Origin of the sequence: Rhizobium sp. YTUHZ044 (assembly GCF_051123975.1) — a bacterium.
Classification (GTDB): Bacteria; Pseudomonadota; Alphaproteobacteria; order Rhizobiales; family Rhizobiaceae; genus Rhizobium.
Window position 1 is genome coordinate 2,960,016 of the sequence record NZ_CP101426.1, and the last position, 17,228, is coordinate 2,977,243.

The 17,228-nt window shown below is 62.2% G+C and carries 15 protein-coding genes; 10 read left to right on the forward strand and 5 right to left on the reverse strand.

Features of this window, described 5'->3' with window-relative positions:
* Positions 1–57 precede the first annotated feature (57 nt).
* On the forward strand, positions 58–2,397 hold the full coding sequence (gene xdhB, locus NL154_RS14785) for a xanthine dehydrogenase molybdopterin binding subunit (RefSeq protein ID WP_434732860.1): 2,340 nt from the start codon (positions 58–60) through the stop codon (positions 2,395–2,397).
* A 114-nt stretch (positions 2,398–2,511) separates the two neighbouring features.
* Positions 2,512–3,327 carry a xanthine dehydrogenase accessory protein XdhC gene (gene xdhC, locus NL154_RS14790; protein WP_210630366.1) on the forward strand — a complete coding sequence of 272 codons (816 nt, stop codon included), beginning with the start codon at positions 2,512–2,514 and terminating at the stop codon, positions 3,325–3,327.
* Here the strand turns inward: xdhC and NL154_RS14795 are convergent.
* Positions 3,303–3,497, reverse strand: coding sequence for a hypothetical protein (locus tag NL154_RS14795; RefSeq protein ID WP_210630365.1), 195 nt, complete (start codon positions 3,495–3,497; stop codon positions 3,303–3,305). The genes xdhC and NL154_RS14795 overlap by 25 nt on opposite strands.
* 101 nt (positions 3,498–3,598) lie before the next feature.
* Between NL154_RS14795 and NL154_RS14800 the strand changes: the two genes are divergently transcribed.
* Positions 3,599–4,495, forward strand: a complete 897-nt coding sequence (locus NL154_RS14800; protein ID WP_210630364.1) for a LysR substrate-binding domain-containing protein — start codon at positions 3,599–3,601, stop codon at positions 4,493–4,495.
* A gap of 54 nt (positions 4,496–4,549) precedes the next feature.
* Here the strand turns inward: NL154_RS14800 and NL154_RS14805 are convergent, their stop codons facing one another.
* Complete coding sequence (locus NL154_RS14805) at positions 4,550–4,882, reverse strand: hypothetical protein (RefSeq protein ID WP_011426364.1); 333 nt, start codon at positions 4,880–4,882, stop codon at positions 4,550–4,552.
* 351 nt (positions 4,883–5,233) lie between these two features.
* On the opposite strand from NL154_RS14805, the gene NL154_RS14810 reads away from it, so the two are divergent.
* From NL154_RS14810 to NL154_RS14820, 3 genes are all read left to right on the forward strand, one after another.
* Positions 5,234–6,472 (forward strand): urate hydroxylase PuuD, encoded by a 1,239-nt coding sequence (locus NL154_RS14810; RefSeq protein ID WP_210630363.1) that lies wholly within the window; start codon positions 5,234–5,236, stop codon positions 6,470–6,472.
* Positions 6,469–7,776, forward strand: coding sequence for a guanine deaminase (guaD, locus tag NL154_RS14815; protein WP_434732861.1), 1,308 nt, complete (start codon positions 6,469–6,471; stop codon positions 7,774–7,776). Before NL154_RS14810 ends, guaD begins: the two co-directional genes overlap by 4 nt.
* 124 nt (positions 7,777–7,900) lie before the next feature.
* Positions 7,901–9,043: an alpha-hydroxy acid oxidase gene (locus tag NL154_RS14820; protein ID WP_210630361.1), complete on the forward strand. Its 1,143-nt coding sequence runs from the start codon at positions 7,901–7,903 to the stop codon at positions 9,041–9,043.
* 69 nt (positions 9,044–9,112) lie between these two features.
* On the opposite strand, the gene NL154_RS14825 is transcribed toward NL154_RS14820, so the two are convergent.
* The 3 genes from NL154_RS14825 to NL154_RS14835 are packed head-to-tail and all read right to left on the reverse strand — an operon-like array spanning position 9,113 to position 12,674.
* Positions 9,113–9,553, reverse strand: a complete 441-nt coding sequence (locus NL154_RS14825) for a hypothetical protein (RefSeq protein WP_434732862.1) — start codon at positions 9,551–9,553, stop codon at positions 9,113–9,115.
* Positions 9,550–10,878 (reverse strand): phosphatase PAP2/dual specificity phosphatase family protein, encoded by a 1,329-nt coding sequence (locus NL154_RS14830; RefSeq protein ID WP_434732863.1) that lies wholly within the window; start codon positions 10,876–10,878, stop codon positions 9,550–9,552. Before NL154_RS14830 ends, NL154_RS14825 begins: the two co-directional genes overlap by 4 nt.
* Before the next feature lie 11 nt (positions 10,879–10,889).
* Positions 10,890–12,674, reverse strand: a complete 1,785-nt coding sequence (locus NL154_RS14835; RefSeq protein ID WP_221164407.1) for a bifunctional alpha/beta hydrolase/class I SAM-dependent methyltransferase — start codon at positions 12,672–12,674, stop codon at positions 10,890–10,892.
* Positions 12,675–12,871: 197 nt separating this feature from the next.
* Here NL154_RS14835 and NL154_RS14840 point away from each other — a divergent pair, with 197 nt between their 5' ends.
* The 4 genes from NL154_RS14840 to NL154_RS14855 all read left to right on the forward strand — a co-directional run bounded on the left by NL154_RS14840 (position 12,872) and on the right by NL154_RS14855 (position 17,220).
* Positions 12,872–13,483 carry a CDP-alcohol phosphatidyltransferase family protein gene (locus NL154_RS14840; protein WP_210630357.1) on the forward strand — a complete coding sequence of 204 codons (612 nt, stop codon included), beginning with the start codon at positions 12,872–12,874 and terminating at the stop codon, positions 13,481–13,483.
* A gap of 181 nt (positions 13,484–13,664) precedes the next feature.
* The gene (locus NL154_RS14845; RefSeq protein WP_434732864.1) at positions 13,665–14,804 is read left to right on the forward strand and encodes a PspA/IM30 family protein; all 1,140 of its coding nucleotides are present in this window, start codon (positions 13,665–13,667) and stop codon (positions 14,802–14,804) included.
* Positions 14,805–14,809: 5 nt separating this feature from the next.
* Positions 14,810–15,457 carry an OB-fold-containig protein gene (locus tag NL154_RS14850; protein ID WP_221146935.1) on the forward strand — a complete coding sequence of 216 codons (648 nt, stop codon included), beginning with the start codon at positions 14,810–14,812 and terminating at the stop codon, positions 15,455–15,457.
* Positions 15,454–17,220, forward strand: coding sequence for a flotillin family protein (locus NL154_RS14855; RefSeq protein ID WP_221123048.1), 1,767 nt, complete (start codon positions 15,454–15,456; stop codon positions 17,218–17,220). The genes NL154_RS14850 and NL154_RS14855 overlap by 4 nt, the downstream gene beginning before the upstream one ends.
* Positions 17,221–17,228: the final 8 nt, after the last annotated feature.

Below are 17,228 nucleotides of genomic sequence, written 5' to 3' on the forward strand. Positions count from 1 at the left end.
AATGAGGGAGTGCGGAGTAGCCGCATTTCCTAACTCCGTTCGCGGAGGGCTGATCTAATGGACAAGTCCACCTTCGAAGACCCCAAAGTCGTCATCTCGGGCCCAATGTACGGCTCTCTGCGCCATGATTCCGCGCACAAACACGTTACCGGAACGGCCGAATATATCGACGACACCCCCGAACCCGCCGGCCTGCTGCACGGCGCGCTCGGCCTCTCCGACCGGGCACACGCCGAAATCCTCAGCATCGATCTCTCCGAGGTCGCCGCCTATCCCGGCGTCGTCTGGGTCTTCACCGGCAAGGACGTGCCCGGCGTCAACGACGTCAGCTCCAACGGCAGCCATGACGAGCCGCTGCTCGCCGAAACTTTGGTTCAGTTCCACGGCCAGCCGATCTTTGCCGTCATCGCCGAGACGCGCGAGGCCGCCCGCCGCGCCGCTTGGCTGGCGAAGATCGCCTATCGCGACCTCCCGCATTGGAGCGATATCGACAGCGCACTTGCAAACGGCAGCCCGCTGGTCACCACGCCGATGACGCTGCAGCGCGGCGAGCCGGAAACGGAAATGCCGAACGCACCCATGCGGCTGAAAGGCCAAATGCGCATCGGCGGACAGGAGCATTTCTATCTCGAAGGCCATATCGCCGTCGCCTTTCCCGGTGAGGATGACGAGGTAACCGTCTGGTCTTCGACCCAGCATCCGAGCGAGATCCAGCACATCGTCGGCCATGTGCTCGACATCCCTTCGAACGCGGTGACGGTCAATGTGCGCCGCATGGGCGGAGGCTTCGGCGGCAAGGAAACACAGGGCAGCCAGTTCGCGGCCCTTGCCGCCCTTGCGGCCAAGAAGCTCGGCCGCGCCATCAAGTTCCGCCCCGACCGCGACGAGGATATGAGCGCCACCGGCAAACGCCATGATTTCCTCGTCGATTACGAAGTGGGCTTCGACGCTGACGGCCGTATTCACGCTGTCGATGCGACTTATGCGGCGCGTTGCGGCTTCTCCTCCGATCTCTCGGGGCCGGTGACCGACCGGGCCCTCTTTCACGCTGATTCCAGTTACTTCTACCCGCATGTGCATCTGCAGTCGAAACCCTTGAAGACGCACACGGTCTCCAACACCGCCTTCCGCGGCTTCGGCGGTCCGCAGGGCATGCTCGGCGCCGAGCGCTTCATCGAGGAGATCGCCTACGCCCTCGGCAAGGATCCGCTCGATATTCGCAAGCTGAATTTCTACGGCCAGCCGGGCTCCGGGCGCACGCTGACGCCTTACCACCAGGAGGTCGAGGACAATATCATCGCCCGTGTCGTCGACGAACTGGAGGAGACGGCCGAATACCGGGCGCGACGCAACGCCATCATCGCCTTCAACCGCGACAGCCGCTACATCAGAAAGGGCATCGCGCTGACGCCGGTCAAATTCGGCATCTCCTTCACCATGACCGCCTTCAACCAGGCCGGCGCCCTCGTCCATATCTATCAGGACGGCTCGATCCACCTGAACCATGGCGGCACCGAAATGGGCCAGGGCCTCTATACCAAGGTGGCGCAGGTGCTGGCCGACAGCTTCCAGATCGATATCTCTAGGGTGAAGATCACCGCAACGACGACCGCCAAGGTGCCGAACACCTCGGCCACCGCCGCCTCCTCCGGCTCGGACCTGAACGGCATGGCGGCCTACGATGCCGCCCGCCAGATCAAGGAACGGCTGGTGGCCTTTGCCGCCGAAAAATGGGATGTGGCCCCCTCCGACGTCGTCTTCCTGCCAAACCGCGTGCGCGTCGGCGAGTTCGAGATCCCCTTCCGTGATTTCATCAAGCAGGCCTATTTCGCCCGCGTCCAGCTTTCAGCCGCCGGCTTCTACAAGACGCCGAAGATCCACTGGGACCGTAAGGCCGGCCGCGGCACCCCCTTCTATTATTTCGCCTACGGCGCCGCCTGCACCGAGGTCTCGATCGATACGCTGACCGGTGAATATCTGATCGACCGCACCGACATTCTCCACGATGTCGGCCGCTCGCTGAACCCGGCGATCGACCTCGGCCAGGTCGAAGGGGCCTTCGTCCAAGGTTTGGGCTGGCTGACGACGGAAGAGCTCTGGTGGGACGACAAGGGACGGCTGCGCACCCATGCCCCGTCGACCTACAAGATCCCGCTCGCCTCCGACCGGCCGAAAATCTTCAACGTGCGGCTGGCCGAATGGTCAGAGAATGCCGAAGCGACGATCGGCCGTTCCAAGGCGGTCGGCGAACCGCCCTTCATGCTGGCGATCTCGGTGCTGGAAGCCCTGTCGATGGCGGTCGCTAGCGTCGCCGATTATAACGTCTGTCCGAGACTCGATGCGCCGGCGACTCCGGAACGGGTGCTGATGGCTGTGGAGCGGATGAAGCGGGTGTAGGATGCGTCCGGCTGATTTGTTGTTTGAGCAGGACGGGCCGAGTGGGTGGCACCCCCCTCTGTCCTGCCGGACAGAGGGGGGGACCGCAGCCACATACCCATCGGTTGCCTTGCCATGAAGGACCTCCCCACCTTCCTCGCCGCCCACCCCGAGAGCGTCCTGGTCGACATCACCGGCACGCAAGGCTCCACTCCGCGCGAGGCCGGCGCTTTCATGCTTGTTTCGGCGAACGCCCTCTGGGGCACGATCGGTGGCGGGCAGTTCGAGTTCATGGCAATCGCAAAAGCGCGCGAGATTCTGGCTGGAACCGGCGGAACGGCCATCATGGACATCCCGCTCGGCCCCGAAATCGGCCAATGCTGCGGCGGGCGCACGCAACTGCGGTTTCGGCGGTTGACGCAAGCGCTGACGGATGAGCTCAAGGCAAGGCTTGCAGGCGAGATTGAGCGCCTGCCGGAGGTTTTTCTCTTTGGCGCCGGCCATGTCGGCCGGGCGCTGGCGGCAGCCCTTGCGCCGCTGCCGCTGTCGGTGACGGTCGTCGAAACGAGACAGCAAGAGCTTGCCAACCTGCCGGATGAAATCAAGGCCCGGCTCGTGCCAATGCCGGAAGCGTTGGTGAAAGATATTTCCGCCGGCGGCGCGGTCGTCATCCTGACCCATGACCACGCGCTGGATTTCCTCATCGCTCGCGAGGCGCTTGCGAGAACCGACCTCGCCTATACCGGCATGATCGGCTCCGCCACCAAGCGCGCCACCCTCGCAAGCTGGCTTTCACGCGAAGGCGACGGCGAGCACGGCTGGATGGAGCGGCTGACGCTGCCGATCGGCGGCTCGACGGTCAGGGACAAGCGCCCCGAAGTGATCGCCGCCATGACCGCTGCCGAGATCCTGACGGCGCTTGCGGCCTACCGCATGCGCTCGTCCTCATAATACGGATCGCGCCCGTCGAGGAAACCGAGATCGCGCTTAACCCGATCGGGCGCGGCCGTAAGATCGAGGCGCGGCAAGCGGTGGAAACTGGCCATGAGCCAGCCGGCAAGACGTAGGAAAACACTGCTGTTCCGTTGCGGCTGGCTCTCTTCGATAGCATGGCAATCCATGACGTCACCTCATCAGATTGATGGTATGAGTTGCAGTCTGCCGCGAAAAATGCTGCAATTCCAATCGAACGATCGTCTGCATACATCAAGAGAACTTATCCATGAAACTTTCGAAGCAATTTCCGCTGAATGCGCTGCGCGTCTTCGAAGCCGCCGCCCGGCTTGGCAGCTTTACCAAGGCGGGTGACGAGCTCGGAATGACGCAGACGGCCGTCAGCTACCAGATCAAGCTCCTGGAGGATAATGTCGGCGAGCCGCTCTTCCTGCGTCGCCCACGCCAGATCGCGCTGACGGAGACCGGTGTACGGCTGGCCCCGAAGGTGACCGAAGCCTTCGCCATGCTGCATGACGCGATGGCGACGGCGCGCGACAGCGTCGAAGGCACGCTCGCCATCAGCTCGACCCATACCTTCGCGTCGAAATGGCTGGCGCCGCGCCTCGGCTCCTTCCATTTGAAGCATCCGGCGATCGCGGTTCGGTTTCAGGCGACCTCCGACATCATCGACTTCGGCCGCGAGCAGATCGACGTCGGCATCCGCTGGGGCGACGGTAACTGGCCGGGGCTCGCGCTGCACCGGTTGATGGGCCTGGAGTTCACGCCGATGCTGAGCCCCAAGCTGGCGGAATCGGCAGGGGGCATCAAAGAGCCGCGCGATCTGCTGAAATTCGATCTCTTCGATGCCGGCGACATCTGGTGGAAACAATGGTTCGAGGCTGCCGGCGTCACCGATACGGATCTCGATCGACGCCCGCGCAACCAGCTGGGCTCGCAGGCGATGGAAGCCGACGCGGCGATGGCCGGCCACGGCATCGCCATCCTTCACCCTGCCTTCTATGAGGCCGAAATCGCGCTCGGCCGGCTCTACCAGCCCTTCGATCTAACCCGCAGCGACGGCAAGGCCTACTGGCTCGCCTATCCCGAAAATCGCCGCAACGTGCCGAAGATCAAGGCCTTCCGCAATTGGATCCTGGAGGAGATGAACGCCGCCGGAACCTGACCCGACAAACGCATCAGGGCCAATCAACCTGAACAGGGCTTAGTAGGTTCGGCTTCAAAATCCCATTTCCGGCGCGTAGAAGCAGCGCGGCGTGTTCTCGTTGGGGAACAGACAGAGGTGATAATCACCATCGCCGGATTGCATCGCCTTCGTCATCGGCAGCAGAAAGACGTGAGCATGCGTGACCAGCCGGTGGTCGCCCGGCATCAATGTCACACGATATCCGTTTGGTGTCACCGCGACGCTTTTGGACGGAATCATCTGGCAATCGCCATTATGACTGTCGCCATTGCAACAATAGGGGTCATAACTCCACCCCGAAGGTGCGTCGTGAGCCATCGCCAACGATGCGTATGCCATCATTACACACGTCAGAATGCTGCGCATGGGCATCTCTCCGTCGATGAATGCGCCGCCGATCTCCAACGGTTCTTGTTATTTCATGCCGGCGGCCTGCAAACCTAACTGTATCCGCTCATCATAGTTTCAAGATCCGCCAATTTTAGCAGATCCAATATGAGACAGTAATAATGCATGGCCTTCTCGGCAGCTTTTAGGCACGGGGGTAACAGATCGGCTGTGCGTCCGCGATTGGCGACCTCGGCAACATCGCTGGCGACTGGCGTGACCCGCGACGCTCGCCACGTTGCAAAGGGCATGTGCGGTTCATCATTCTCCTCTTCCCTCCCCGGCAAATTTTCCGCAATGTCACGAGTCGGAGGAAGATAGGGGAACTCAATGTATGAATATGCCATAGCATGGGAATGGCTCGCCTTCGCGGCGCGCTGGTTCCATGTCGTTACCGCGATCGCCTGGATCGGATCGTCCTTCTATTTCATCGCGCTCGATCTCGGACTGGTGAAACGCCCGCATCTGCCGCCCGGCGCCTATGGCGAGGAATGGCAGGTTCATGGCGGCGGCTTCTATCATATCCAGAAATATCTGGTGGCGCCCGCTCAGATGCCTGAGCATCTGACCTGGTTCAAATATGAGAGCTATTTCACCTGGATCTCGGGCTTCCTGATGCTCTGCATCGTCTATTATGGCGGTGCCGACCTTTTTCTCATCGATCGCCACGTCCTTGATATCACGCCGACGGTCGCAATCCTGATCTCGTTGGCGTCACTGGCCTTCGGCTGGGTCGTCTACGATCTGCTGTGCAAATCCCCGCTTGGCCGGGATACCTGGGGTCTTATGGCAGTGCTCTATGTCGTGCTCGTCTTCATGGCCTGGGGTTATACGCAGCTTTTCACCGGCCGCGCCGCCTTCCTGCATCTCGGTGCCTTCACTGCGACCATCATGTCGGCCAACGTCTTCATGATCATCATTCCGAACCAGAAGATCGTCGTCGCCGATCTCATCGCCGGGCGCACGCCCGATCCGAAATACGGTCAAATTGCCAAGCAGCGTTCGCTGCACAACAACTATCTGACGCTGCCCGTCATTTTCTTCATGCTGTCGAACCATTATCCGCTGGCCTTCGGTACGGCGTTCAACTGGGTGATTGCGGCGCTCGTCTTCCTGATGGGCGTCACCATCCGCCACTGGTTCAACACCACCCATGCGAGGAAAGGCCGCCCGACCTGGACCTGGATCGTCACCGTCGTCCTCTTCATCCTGATCATGTGGCTTTCGACCGCGCCAAAGCTGTTGACCGGCGATGCGGATACGGCGGCAGTCGCCCCCGCCTTCCGGCACTTCGCCGGCGATCCGCATTTTCCTGCCGTCAAGCAGCTGGTCTCGACGCGCTGTTCCATGTGCCATGCCGCCGAGCCCGCCTATGAAGGCATCGTGCGGCCACCGAAAGGCGTGATGCTCGAAAACGACGCGGAAATTGCCGCCCATGCCCGGGAAATCTATATACAGGCAGGCCGCAGCCATGCCATGCCACCCGGCAACGTGACCGATATTACGCCGGACGAACGCAGGCTGCTCGTCGCCTGGTTCGAAAGCGCAGTCGAAGGCAAAAAACAATGACGTCGACACTTCTTCGCGGCCGCCTCCTCTCTTTCCATCGCGCGCCCCTGAGTCTCGCCGACAGCCAGAGTTATCTCTACGAGGAAGACGGCGGCCTGCTGATCGAGGACGGGCTGATCGCCGCTGTCGGCCCCTATGCCGAGATCAAGGCGAAAGCCGCCGAAGGCACGGCCGAGATCGATCACCGCCCGCATCTGATCCTCCCCGGCTTCATCGACATGCACCTGCATTTTCCGCAAATGCAGGTGATCGCCTCCTATGCCGCCAACCTGCTCGAATGGCTGAACACCTACACTTTCCCCGAGGAATGCCGCTTCGTCGAAAGCGCGCATGCCGAAAGGATCGCCACACATTTCTACGACGAGTTGATCCGCCACGGCACGACGACGGCGGTCGCCTACTGCTCCGTGCACAAGACCTCGGCCGACGCCTTCTTCGCCGAGGCGATGAAGCGCAATATGCGCATGGTTGGCGGCAAGGTGATGATGGACCGCAACGCCCCCCAGGGCCTGCTCGACACGCCCGAGATGGGTTATGACGAGACCCGCCAGGTGATAGCGGACTGGCACGGCAAGGGCCGCAACCACGTCGCCATCACCCCGCGCTTCGCCATCACCTCGACGCCGGCGCAGATGGAAGCGACAGCAGCGCTCGCCCGCGAATTTCCCGACCTGCACATTCAGACGCATCTGTCGGAAAACCACGACGAGATCAAATTCACCTGCGAGCTCTATCCCGAGGCAATCGATTATACCGACATTTACGCCCGCTATGGTCTGCTCGGGCCGAAGAGTCTCTTCGGCCACGCCATCCACCTGTCCGAACGCGAGGCCGATGTCATAAGCGAGGCCGGCGCCGTCGCCGTTCACTGCCCGACCTCCAACCTTTTCCTCGGCTCCGGCCTCTTTCCATTGAAGGCCTTGGCGCGACGCGAAAAGCCGGTCCGCATCGGTGTCGCAACCGATATCGGCGGCGGCTCCAGCTATTCGATGCTGAAAACAATGGACGAGGCCTATAAGATCCAGCAGTTGCTTGGTGAACGGCTGAACCCGCTGGAAAGCTACTACCTGATGACCCGCGGCAATGCCGAGGCGCTGTCGCTCGCCGGCCGGATCGGCACGCTGGACCCTGGCACCGAAGCCGACCTCGTCGTCCTCGACGCGGCCGCGACGCCGGCCATGGCGCTGAAGATGGAAACGGTAAAGACCCTGCCCGAGGAACTCTTCCTGCTTCAGACGATGGGCGACGACAGAGCGATCACCGAGACCTACGTTTCCGGCATTGCCTTGAAAACAGGGCTTTGACGATATCGGTTCCCGCCAACAAGGTACAGTGAAGACCGTCTGGGGCGGCCGTTTCCCGTAACGCTCCTTTTGGGATTCATGTTATGGGCGATGGTCGCATTTATACGTGTAGAAGGTTCGATTCATGGCCACTCCGCTCACCATTGACGATCTGAAAAAACTCGCGCAGCGCCGCGTGCCGAAAATGTTCTTCGACTATGCGGATTCGGGCGCCTGGACGGAATCCACCTATCGGGCGAATGAAAGCGATTTCGGCGACATCAAGCTGCGCCAGCGCGTGCTGGTCGACATGAGCGACCGCACGCTCGAAACGACGATGATCGGCCAGAAAGTGTCCATGCCGGTGGCGCTCGCGCCGACCGGCATGACCGGGATGCAGCATGCCGACGGCGAGATGCTGGCCGCGCGCGCAGCGGAAGAATTCGGCGTTCCCTTCACGCTCTCGACGATGAGCATCTGCTCGATCGAGGACGTCGCCTCAGTGACGACGCGTCCCTTCTGGTTCCAGCTCTACGTGATGAGAGACAAGGATTTCGTCCTCGACCTCATCCGTCGCGCCAAGGCCGCGAAATGCTCGGCGCTGGTGCTGACCGCCGACCTGCAGATCCTCGGCCAGCGCCACAAGGACCTGCGCAACGGTCTCTCGGCCCCGCCGAAATTGACCGCGAAACATCTCTGGCAGATGGCAACCCGGCCCCTCTGGTGCCTTGATATGCTGAAGACGAAGCGCCGATATTTCGGCAATATCGTCGGCCATGCAAAGAATGTCGCCAATGTCGCCTCGGTGCCGACATTTGCGCACGAGCAGTTCGACACGCGGCTGTCCTGGTCGGATGTCGCCTGGATCAAGGAACAATGGGGCGGCCCGCTGATCATCAAGGGCATACTCGATCCGGAGGATGCGAAGGCCGCAGCCGACACCGGCGCCGATGCGATCATCGTCTCCAATCACGGCGGCCGCCAGCTTGATGGCGCCCCCTCCTCGATCAGCATGCTGCCGAAGATCGTCGATGCCGTCGGCGACCGCATCGAAGTCCATCTCGATGGCGGCATCCGCTCCGGCCAGGACGTCTTGAAGGCCGTGGCGCTTGGCGCCAAGGGTACCTATATCGGCCGCCCCTTTCTTTACGGGCTCGGCGCCATGGGAAAGGAAGGCGTCACCCTGGCGCTCAACATCATCCGCAAGGAAATGGACATCACCATGGCGCTCTGCGGCAAGCGCGACATCAACGACATAGACTCGTCGATCATATCAGGGCGGCAATGACCTGCTCTGATTGCGCGGGCGAGGCCGGCCAGACGTGCCGGCGAGCCTCTCAATCACCTGCCGTGCCATTCAGCATAGCGGCTGGCCATCGGCGGCATTGAACAGAAGGATCGCGAAAATCACGAGATAGATGGCGAGCGCAAAACGCTGCCGCCAGATGATGCGGCGCGATCCAGCAATCCGCCGCTCGAGTCCACGCGCGGCCCCGTCAAACTTGCGAAGCTGCATCCGGGACAGCACGTCGTCGAGGGCGGCGAGAGCGGCGGCCTCTGTCTCGTGGCTCGACGCGAGGCGGAACAACAGCGCATCGAAAAGGAGATGGATCGCCAGCGCAAGGACGATCCCGCAGAAAACGAGCATCAAGAGCCAGCCGAGCCCGGGAGCGAAGCCTCGATATCCCCCGAGGATCGGGCCGGCGGTCAGCGGCAACAGCGCCGTCAGCCCGCAGACGATCGAATTGCGGCCGAGACTTCGCGCCGCCGCCGAGGCCGTGGCATTCCACTGCGTCATTGCAAGCCCTCCGTCACGGCATGAATGCTTTCCAAGGGCAGATGAACCCGCCGCCCCGCCCGTTCGATCAGCCGCAGCGCTTCGGCTGGATTTTCACAACGTCGGCTGATGAGCAGCCAACGCACGATGACGCCGGCGCTCCGCTGGAAACCGAGCGCACAGCAGACAAGAACCGGTCCCTGGTGGCGGGCAACCTCGATAAGGTCCGCCGCGGCAAGCGTCTGGATCTTGTCGAGGCCTATGAGATCAAGGGTGGGAAAGCTGCACCATTGCGTTGACGTCCCGCTCGGGCGCTGAAGTTCGCCGGTAAGATCGATCACCGTGGCAAAACGGTCGGCCTCGTGGCGACGCGGAAAACGGCCGAGATGGACCCCATCGGCGATCGCCACGGATGCCGGCATTCTGCGTGTCCAGAGCCAAACGTTGATGAGAGCGCCGAGCCGGTAGGGCGCCAGTAGCCAGCGACTGGTAAGTGCGGCTCGACCATCGGCACGTTTCAGAAATATCTGCGGGCCGGCGCCGAGATATCCGACTGCGACGATCGCCAGCGCAACGGCCGGCCAGGGCAACAGAAGCGCTGCAGGCGATAGAGGAGTAAAGAGTGCTGCGATGCCGAGAAATGCCAGGGCACCGCACAGATAATAAGTGCCGAGACGGCGCGACTTCGGATCGCCGCTCAACGCAAAATCGGCAAGAGGGGAACGGGCATCGCGCGGGAAAAGCCAGGTGGCAAAAAGGCCGAGCAGCACGCCGGTCGGTATGTCCATGACGTGATGCTGCCACGTCGTCAGCACGGAGGCACCGATGAGGAAGCACCAGACATGCCAGGCAAGCCGCGCCCTCCGCGGCAGCCGGCCGCGCAGATGGTCCCAGATCACCACCAGCAGCGCGATATGCAGCGACGGCGCCTGGTTGAACGGCTTATCGAAGCCGCCGAGGACGGCGAACATGAAACCAGGCAGGCCGCTCGTTGCCGGCCGCACGAAGATCGCTTCGAGCGGAAACACGATAAAGCAGGCGACCGCGATCAACTGGATCGTCAGATAACGCCTCGCCAGCATATCCACATCGCGCGGCGTCGTGTTGATGAACAGGCAGAGCCCGTAGAACAGGTTGATCGACCAATATGGAATGATCGTCCATCCGAGAAACGGAATGGCGCTTTCCCATGTGAAGGCGATGTTCGGCACATCAGCGCGTTGCGACGCCAGCCAGTTGGCGCCGCCATAGGTCAGATAGAAGAACGGCGCCAGGAAGGCGAGCCAGAGTGCGGCCCGCTTCAGGACCGGCGCTGTCCGGGAAAGAGGAGAACGTGCCTGCTCCAACGGCTTTGCCCTCAAACTCTCTCCGCCAGCGAGACGGTGAAAATGCCCCACTGGTCGATGCGCTGTTCGATCTTGCGGAAACCGGCGGCGGCGACCAGCTGGTCCATTTCTTCTTGCGTCCGCCGCCGCATCACCCACGCCTGGCCGCCGCGGTGGGAGGTGAGCGCGCGGGCGATCATCTCCAGTTGCGGATGCCATGGCTGGTTGGTGTAGATGAGCAGGCCACCGGGCTGAATCGCGCGGGCGATCCCATCGAGCGAAGCGGCGATCATCGCATTGTCGGAAAACAGCTCGTAAAGGCCGGAGACGATCGCGAGATCCGGAGCCGGCGTGATTGCAGCCAGCCCCTCGCCGTCAAAGGCGTCCTGCTGGCGGAAGCTCACGAAATCACCCAGTCCACGCGCGGCGATGCTGTTGCGGCCGGCCTCGACGTTGATGGGGGAATAATCCTGCAGCCGCACGCTATCGGGACGCACGACAGCCGTCTCGATGGCATCGAGGACATAACGGCCGTGCCCGGCCGCGATGTCGAGCATGTGGGTGCTCCGGCCGGCTGCCTTCAGGCGCTGCAGCCCCAGGTCGATCAGTTCCTGCAAGTGCAGCTTGCGCTGCCTGATGCCGCGCCAGCCGATCGCCTCGAGGAACACCTTGTCGATTAATCGCCCGCCGGGACCGAGCCCGCGCGGCTCGTTCTCGTAAACGTAATCGAGCGTCGAGCCGGAATCGAAACCGGTCTTCACCCCGGTCTTTATGCCTTCGGACACCAGCGCGCCGAGCCTGATGTTGAGACGACTGAGCGCCCAGTAGATGCCGCGCGGGGATGTGGCCTCCAGAGGGCTCGCGAGCCGGTCGGCCTCGTCCTTGGTATAGCCCTGGACATGGGCTGTGCGAAGGTCGGCAGGCGCCCGAGGCTCGGCGAAACGCGCATCGATGAAACGGCGGATCTCGGCGAGCGCAATCGCGCGGTCCTTTTCGCCAAGCGTGTCATGGTAGAAGCCGGCGAGCACATGCCGTTCCTTGATGCGGCTGCCGAGGTTTTCGTAAAACCGGTGCTGCGGCGCATGCCGCACCACCCAGTCGCTGCCGGAAATCAGCAACTGGGTCGGAACGGTGATGGCGCGGGCGTCGTCGACGACGCGGGCTGCCGCCTCATAGAGTTGCAACAGAATGTTGGAGGCAATCGGCCTAGATATCAATGGGTCGGCTTCAAAGGAGGCGATGCGCTCGGGATCATGCGTCAGAAACCTCGCCTTGACATAGGAATTGACGAAGAACGTTCCCTTGAGCTTTTCCCGGAGCGCAATGCCTTCCCTGGCAAACGGCACGTAAAGCTTGACGCTGAAGGCCGGCGAGGCCAGCACCAGCGCACGGATCGGCGGCGCATAGTCGTGCACCCAGGTGCTGGCCAGCACCGCGCCGACGCTCTGCGCAATGACGGCGATGTTTTCGACAGCAGTGCCGCTGGTCTCGCTGACATGACGGACGAAGCAATCGAGATCACGCGCCGAGGCGGCAAAGGATGGCGAATAACCGCGCTCTCCCGGCGAACGCCCGTGGCCGCGTGCGTCCCAGGCGTAGAAGGCAAAATCATCGAGGCCGAGTTCGGTGGCGAGATGGGCGACCCGGCCGCTGTGCTCGTGGCCGCGATGGAGAAGAATGATCGCGCCCTTCGCTACAGCGCCGGTCGCAGGCCATGTCCGATAAAACAGTCGGGTGCCGTCATGCGAGACAAATTCGGATTCACGCACTGGTCTGGCCGTCAAGGCCGGTTGCACGCTATCGGCAGTTTGCAGCATGATCTTCTCCAATTCTGATTGATGGATGAGTTGCAACCATTAGCGGCAACAGTGATTTGCTTTTATTGCAAAAGTCTAGCTGCAAATGTAAGTCCTTGAGAAGACCGACATGGAATGGGACTTTCCTCACAAGTACGACGATCTGCACGTCCGAGCCGATAGACTATGATCATGCCACGAAATTCCACTGAGGTAGCATGTCCGTTTACCAATTGAAGTCCCGATTTCAGGATATTCTCCGCCCTCTGGTGCGCTCCCTGGCGGCACGAGGCGTCACCGCCAATCAGGTGACCTCGGTTGCTGCCGCCATCTCGGTTGCACTTGGCCTTTTTCTGAGCGTCGCCCCGCTTCCGCATTGGTTTCTCTTGGTGCCTGTATGGTTTCTGCTGCGCATGGGCCTCAATGCCATTGACGGCATGCTGGCGCGCGAACATGGGCAGACGAGCATTTTGGGCGCCTATCTCAACGAGATCGGGGACGTCGTGTCGGATGCCGCCCTTTATTTGCCGTTTGCGCTCATCGATCCGAACGATCTGATGCCGGTCATGGCTGTCATATTCCTCTCGGCGCTGACGGAAGTTGCCGGCATCCTCGGTCAAACGGTCGGCGCAAGCCGGCGTTACGACGGGCCGCTGGGCAAGAGCGACCGTGCGGTGCTGTTCGGCGCGCTCGGCATCTTTATCGCGGTTGGAGGTACATTTGCAGCGTGGACCTCGTGGCTTTGGGCAGTTGTGGCTCTGCTTCTCGTATGGACCACCATCAACCGTATCCGCGCCGGTATTCGTGAGGCGCAAACGGCCGCCGGATAGGAAGCGGAGCCGATCGGGCGCTGGTCCTTGCATCGGCAAGGTATTCCGGAAACTATGTCGAACGCTGTTTCTTTCGAGTTGCTTGGCACGTGCTCCTTCCAAACCTCCCTCCGTTAAAACCAGGTTGTATTTTCAGCGCAACCTCTTGAAAGCACAAAAGCGGTGCTTTATGTTTTATGCTATGGCAAACATAGGCAAGACATCTCACCCCTCGCTGCTGCGCTACACACTGGCGCCGGATGATCAGGCCCGGCAGGCGCTTGACGACACCATTGCCGCCTATCGCAGGATGATCGACATCCTCACTGAGATCATCGACGACAAGGCGGGCGCCAATCTCGTCGTCCTGCATGAGCTTGCCTATGAAACCGTTCGCGACCAGACGGGCCTGCCGGCACGGCTGGTCACACTCGGTCTTCGCGATTTCGCCGCCAATCGCGGCGTGATCGCCGATCCGCCGCAGCTGCCGCTCGACGACAAGCTCTTCGCCATCAAAGGCCCTGCGGGCCTGACGATCGCCACCGTGCACGGACGCGTTGCCGTACCCTTCGACGTCGCAGGTTATTCCAGGGGATGGGAGAGTATTTTTCCGGCCTATCTTGTTGCCGGCCACAATCATTACGAGATTCACATCGGCGTCACGCCGAATTCCGCTCGGATGGAGGAAAACATGGCGAATGAAGGCATTCTTTCACGCATGGGTCGCCTGATCGCGGGCATCGCGAATGCAGCGGTCGACAAGGCGGAAGGCGTCAACAAGATCGCCGTTATCGAACAGGCGATCCGCGAGATCGATGCGGCGGCGGACGAGGCCCGCACCGACCTCGGCAAGGCGCGCGCCGAGGAATACCGTATCCAGAGCCGCAGGGACGAAATCGTCGAGGACATGAATGCGCTCGATGAAAAGATCCGCCTCGCCGTCTCCTCCGGGCGCGACGATCTTGCAAAGGCCGGCGTCGCCCGCCAGATCGATCTGGAATCCCAGATCGCCGCGCTCGACAAGGCGCTGGCCGATGCCAGCGAGCAGGTGGACGACGGCCAGAAAGCCCTGCAGGCTGTGCTTGCAACGCGCCGCGAGGCCGACGCCCGCCTTGCCGATTTCAAGCGTAGCATCGCCCAGCATCCCGAACAGGCCGCGGCCGGGCACGGCAGGCCCACGCCGGGCGCGGGTGCGGCCCGCGCCGCCGCCGCGGTCTCGCGGCTGACCGGCGTTCCATCAGACGAGCATATCCATAGTTCCGAACTGGACGAACTCGACCGGCTGCACCGCGAACAGGCAATCGAGGCGCGCCTCGCGCGCTTCAAGGCGGATAACCGGTAACGCCGATGGCACTTCTCTTCGCCCCCGAATGTGCTCCCTTCGCCATCGCCGCCGCCGTGCTCGCAGGCCTGACCGCAATCGAAATGCTTGCGACCGTCATGGGTTTTTCGATCATGGAATTTCTGGGAAAACCGGATTTCCATGGCCATGACGGGCTTTCGGGCTATCTGTCCTGGCTCAATGTCGGCGGCGTTCCCCTGCTCATCCTCATCATGCTGGCGCTCGGCTTCTTCGCCATGACGGGCTTTGCCATACAGGCCGTCGCCAACGCCTTCTGGGCGCCGCTTCCCGCCGCCGTCGCCGCCATTCCCGCCATCCTGGTCACGGTTCCCATGGTCAGGGCATCGAGCAGGACCGTGGCGCGGATCGTGCCGCACGACGAGACCTATGCCGTCGATCTCGACGCGCTGATCGGCCGGACCGCCGAAGTATCGCTCGGCCCGCTCGACCAGGGACTGCCCGGACGCGTCCGCGTCAAGGACCAGCATGGAAACTGGCACGTGCTGAGAGCCAAGGCCGCCAGAGACCAAGGCCCTCTCAAGGTCGGCACCGAGGTTCTCCTCGTCGATCGCAAGGCAGATGTATTTATCGCCATTCCCGCACTGGCGGATCCCGCTGCAGCGGATAATCAATCTTTCAGGGAGCAGCCATGATGTATGACATTATTCTACCGGCCGGCATCGGCATCGTTCTGATCTTCGGCATCGGTTTTGTCCTCGCCTCTCTCTATACGCGCTCCAGCCGCGACGAGGCCTATGTGCGCACCGGTCTCGGCGGCCAGAAGGTCGTGCTCGACGGCGGTTCAGTCGTTCTGCCGATCTTCCACTCGATCGCCCGGGTGAACCTGAAGACGCTGCGCCTCGAAGTCCGCCGCGGCGAAGGCGATGCGCTGATCACCAAGGACCGCATGCGCGTCGATATCGGCGCCGAATTCTACGTCCGCGTCAAACCCGACGGCTCCTCGATCGCGCTGGCCGCCCAGACGCTTGGCAGCCGCACCAACGACGCCGAGGCGCTCCGCATCCTCATCGAAGCGAAATTCGTCGATGGCCTTCGCTCGGTGGCGGCGACCATGAACCTCGACGCGCTGCAGGAGCAGCGCATGGATTTCGTCAAGGCGGTGCAGGAAGCCGTCGGCGCCGACCTCCAGTCGAACGGTCTCGAGCTGGAATCTGTGTCGCTCACCCGCCTCGATCAAACGGACATCAAGCATTTCAACGCCAACAACTTCTTCGACGCCCAGGGTCTGGCGGCGCTGACCCGCATCACCGAGGGCCGCAAGAAGGAGCGAAACGAAATCGTTCGCGATACCGAAGTCGCCATTGCCCAGAAGGATCTGGAAGCCCGCCAGCAGTCGCTGGCGATCGAACGGACGAAGCGCGAAGCCGAGCTCAACCAGGAACGCGACATCGCCAACAAATCCGCCGCGACCCGCGCCGAAACCGCGCAGCAGGAACAGGCGGCCAAACGCGCCGAGGAGGAGGCCCGCATCGCCTCCGAACAGGCGATCGCCGAGCGCGAGGCAGCCGCCAAGCAGGCCCGCGAAAGCGCAAACATCGATGCCGCCCGCGCCGTCCAGCAGCGCGATACCGAAGCCAAGCGCGACCTTCAGATCGTCGCCCAGGAAAGCGCCATCGCCGTTGCCAACAAGAGCCGCGAGGAATCCGAGGCGAAGGCCACTGCCGAAATGGCCCGCGCCCGCGCCATCGCGGCAGAGGAAAAGGTCGGCACCGCCAAGGCCATCGAAATCGCCGAGCGCGAAAAGCAGATCGCCGTGATCGACGCGCGCAAGACTGCCGAAACCGAAGCCACCGCCGTCACCGTCGGCGCCGAAGCCGAGAAACAGGCCGCGATCGACCAGGCGGAAGCCATCAAGACGCTTGCGACCGCCGAAGCGGATGCGGCGATCATCAAGGCCAAGGGCATTCTCGAAACCGGCCGGGCTCAGGCTGAAAGCGAAGCCCTGCTCAACGAAGCCCGCAACAAGCTCAGCCAGACCATCATCGAGTTCGAGATCACTCGCGAGCGTATCCGCATCATTCCCGAGGCACTCGCCGAGGCGGTCAAGCCGATCGAGAAGATCTCCGACATCAGGATCTTCGACACCGGCGGCATGCTCGGCCGCGGAAACGGCGCGAACGGTGAAAGCGGCATTGGTCTCGGCGATGGGCTGGCCGGCCAGTTGCTCTCCTATCAGGCCAACAAGCCGATCCTCGACAAATTGTTGAAGGAGGCCGGCTTCGACGGCGACAATGCCATTTCATCCCTGCTTGGAAAGCTTGATGGCGCAAAACCGGTAATTTCAGCCGCGGCTCCTGCAAAACAGGCAACCCCGCCTGCCACGCCAGTAAAGCCTGTGGCACCGGCCGCGGCTCCTGCACAGACGATCGCCCCTCAGGCGCCGGAGAAGGATTGATCAGAGCG

Excerpts from the sequence above, each read along its gene's own strand:
- NL154_RS14845 (WP_434732864.1), top strand. The coding sequence starts at position 13,665 with ATGGCAAACATAGGCAAGACATCTCACCCCTCGCTGCTGCGCTACACA.
- guaD (WP_434732861.1), top strand. The coding sequence starts at position 6,469 with ATGACGTCGACACTTCTTCGCGGCCGCCTCCTCTCTTTCCATCGCGCG.
- NL154_RS14850 (WP_221146935.1), top strand. The coding sequence starts at position 14,810 with ATGGCACTTCTCTTCGCCCCCGAATGTGCTCCCTTCGCCATCGCCGCC.
- NL154_RS14810 (WP_210630363.1), top strand. The coding sequence starts at position 5,234 with ATGTATGAATATGCCATAGCATGGGAATGGCTCGCCTTCGCGGCGCGC.
- NL154_RS14825 (WP_434732862.1), bottom strand. The coding sequence starts at position 9,553 with ATGACGCAGTGGAATGCCACGGCCTCGGCGGCGGCGCGAAGTCTCGGC.
- NL154_RS14820 (WP_210630361.1), top strand. The coding sequence starts at position 7,901 with ATGGCCACTCCGCTCACCATTGACGATCTGAAAAAACTCGCGCAGCGC.
- NL154_RS14840 (WP_210630357.1), top strand. The coding sequence starts at position 12,872 with ATGTCCGTTTACCAATTGAAGTCCCGATTTCAGGATATTCTCCGCCCT.
- NL154_RS14795 (WP_210630365.1), bottom strand. The coding sequence starts at position 3,497 with ATGGATTGCCATGCTATCGAAGAGAGCCAGCCGCAACGGAACAGCAGT.
- xdhC (WP_210630366.1), top strand. The coding sequence starts at position 2,512 with ATGAAGGACCTCCCCACCTTCCTCGCCGCCCACCCCGAGAGCGTCCTG.
- NL154_RS14800 (WP_210630364.1), top strand. The coding sequence starts at position 3,599 with ATGAAACTTTCGAAGCAATTTCCGCTGAATGCGCTGCGCGTCTTCGAA.
- NL154_RS14835 (WP_221164407.1), bottom strand. The coding sequence starts at position 12,674 with ATGCTGCAAACTGCCGATAGCGTGCAACCGGCCTTGACGGCCAGACCA.
- xdhB (WP_434732860.1), top strand. The coding sequence starts at position 58 with ATGGACAAGTCCACCTTCGAAGACCCCAAAGTCGTCATCTCGGGCCCA.
- NL154_RS14805 (WP_011426364.1), bottom strand. The coding sequence starts at position 4,882 with ATGCGCAGCATTCTGACGTGTGTAATGATGGCATACGCATCGTTGGCG.
- NL154_RS14855 (WP_221123048.1), top strand. The coding sequence starts at position 15,454 with ATGATGTATGACATTATTCTACCGGCCGGCATCGGCATCGTTCTGATC.